The organism is Escherichia sp. KTE114, from assembly GCF_000407765.1.
GTDB classification, from domain to species: Bacteria; Pseudomonadota; Gammaproteobacteria; order Enterobacterales; family Enterobacteriaceae; genus Escherichia; species Escherichia ruysiae.
Genome location: NZ_KE136632.1, coordinates 1 through 2,430, shown reverse-complemented (window position 1 = coordinate 2,430; position 2,430 = coordinate 1). Strand labels below are relative to the sequence as shown.

Annotated in this window: 3 protein-coding genes; 2 read left to right on the top strand and 1 reads right to left on the bottom strand. The window is 52.2% G+C overall.

Going from position 1 to position 2,430, the window contains the following annotated elements:
* Positions 1 to 314, top strand: a 314-nt coding sequence (locus WC5_RS25715; protein WP_286132462.1) for a hypothetical protein, incomplete at its 5' end; no start/stop codon positions are given.
* Between the two features lie 84 nt (positions 315 to 398).
* Here the strand turns inward: WC5_RS25715 and mobC are convergent.
* Entirely contained in the window at positions 399 to 653 is a 255-nt protein-coding gene (gene mobC, locus WC5_RS00020; RefSeq protein ID WP_000091747.1) for a relaxase accessory protein MobC, read from the bottom strand.
* 178 nt (positions 654 to 831) lie between these two features.
* Between mobC and mobQ the strand changes: the two genes are divergently transcribed.
* Positions 832 to 2,430: MobQ family relaxase (mobQ, locus tag WC5_RS00025; protein ID WP_016231865.1), on the top strand; the 1,599-nt coding region annotated here is incomplete at its 3' end.

Here is a 2,430-nt window from a genome sequence, read left to right as displayed (position 1 = left end):
AACACCTTAAATTCCTCCACCTTTACCTTAAATTCCTCCACATATACCTCTATAACATATTGATTTTATTAATGAATTTTGACCCTAAAACAAGTATTAAAAACAAGATCTTAAAAACAAGATCTAAAAACTTAACGGCGAGCCTGTGGATAACTTGGGGCGCTGAAAACAAAAAACCAATAAAAACAATGTGTTGCAAGAAAGCAGAATTGCAAGTTCCGAATACTCCCCTTCCAACCCTGTGGAAATCCAGTATTCATGCGGGTTCAGCGCATATCACCTACCGAAAAACCGTGCGTATGTGCTCAACCTGACTTTCGGTTCTCTTCCGCTTCCTCGCCCACTCGCTCCGCTCGCTAACGCTCGGTCGCTGGGGCTGCGGCGAGCGGACGATACAATCACTGTCCTGGCAGCGCCTCCAGCTCGTTAATCAGCGGCAGTATGCGCGTCACATCAGCCTGTCGTGTCACCTCTGCCTTCAGGAACTGGAGTAACCAGGCACGCAACTGCACCTCCTCCGGCTTTCTGACCTTTGCCAGCAATGCTGCACCCACAACAACCTTCTGCGCTGTGTCCAGGCTCCGGCTCTTCGCCTTCAGGCGCTGTAATCTCGCCTCAGCATCAGCAATCTTCTGTTCGAGCGTTCTGCTCATGATGTAACTCCGTGCGCGATGAAAAATCGCATTTTAGCGCGTCACTGGTAGTTTAAAAACTGAGCTGGCATAATGCGCGACAAATCACAAAGTGCGCACTTATACAATCTCCACTCCGTTTCGATTGTGTGCGCCCTGCGGGGCTGAAAGAAAACTACAAAAAGGCATTACGGCAGAAATGGCGATTTATCATCTCAGCATGAAAATTATCTCCAGAAGCAGCGGCTACAGCGCCGTAGCTTCCGCTGCCTATCGTTCCGGTTCACTGATGCTTGATGAGCGTACCGGACTGACTCACGACTACACCCGCAAAAGCGGTGTGGCTGAAGCTGTGATTCTGACCCCCGCGACAGCCCCTGCCTGGTGTACGAACCGTGCCGAACTCTGGAATGCCGTTGAGAAGGCCGAATGCCGGAAGAACTCACAACTTGCGCGGGAAATTGAACTCGCTATCCCCCGTGAACTGCCGCAGGATGCCGCACGGGAAACCGTTCTCGCCTTTGTCAGAGAAAACTTTGTCAGTCAGGGCATGATTGCTGATGTGGCGTTCCATCACATGGATAAAACAAATCCCCATGCGCACATCATGCTGACCACGAGGGCTGTCGGACCTGCTGGGTTCGGCGGAAAGGTCAGGGACTGGAACGACCGGACACATGCCGAGACGTGGCGTGCATCATGGGCTGACCATGCAAACAGAGCACTGGCGAACGCCGGTTATCAGGAAGAGATAGACCATCGTTCATACGAGCGACAGGGGCTTGAGAAAACGCCTGGTATTCACCTCGGAAAGTCTGCCTGTGCGATGGAAACACGCGGTATCGAAACAGAACGCGGCGAACAGAATCGTCTGATTAACAGGCTTAACCTGGAAATACAGATTTCCCGCACTGAACTCAGGAACAGCGGGCTGACAGAGCCTGCCCGCCGTGTGGCTGACCTTCTGAATATCGTGCTTCCTGACAACGCAACTTCGTACACACTACGTGACATCATCGAAGCGTTGCCGAAGGACAGTAATGCGGCATGGAAACTCACCAGTAATGCCATGTCGATGATGGCAGATATGCAGGCGACGCGCAGACGCTGGGAAGAGCTGAACACCGAACGAAAGGAAGCGATGAGCCATGCTGCCAGCCTGAAAAAATCATCGCCGTTTTCGTCCGGTTTTTCCCGTATTCCCCTGATGCAATGGGCGGCACCGGAATACCGTAGCGAACAGGGAAAAATCCAGTCGCTGAGCCAGCAAATGGAAAAATTGCGACAGCATTACCGGAAGGTGGAGAAACAGGACATTCCCGCGAGTCAGACGGCATTTGAAAAACAGTGGCAGCAGTGGGGGGCATCCGGCCTTGCAGCTCTCAGAGTCCAGTTGCTTAAACGTGAAGAGGAATTGCGCCGGAAGGAGCAGGAGGATACAGAACGTAGTCGCGCGGAGCGACGAGCGGAACAGCTCAGGAAAAATGACAATGCCGTTATGGATTCAGGGGTACTGAGCGCAGTCGTTACGGGGTATGGCGAGGCCCCCATGCCTGGTAACGGGGAAATGACCTGTTACCTTCTGCTTCACAACCGGAACGGAGAATACACGCTCTGGGGGAACGAGCTGGAGAAATACCGCACCAGAATCTTTGAGCGTGTTGATTTAATGCGTGACAGGAGTGGTTATATCTGTGACCGAAGCGAAATCGGTCAACATCCACCACTGCAACGTGTTTATTCCTCTGCGACCTTTGAGCAACTTCTGACGCAGGTTTGCCAGACATGGCCGCAATAT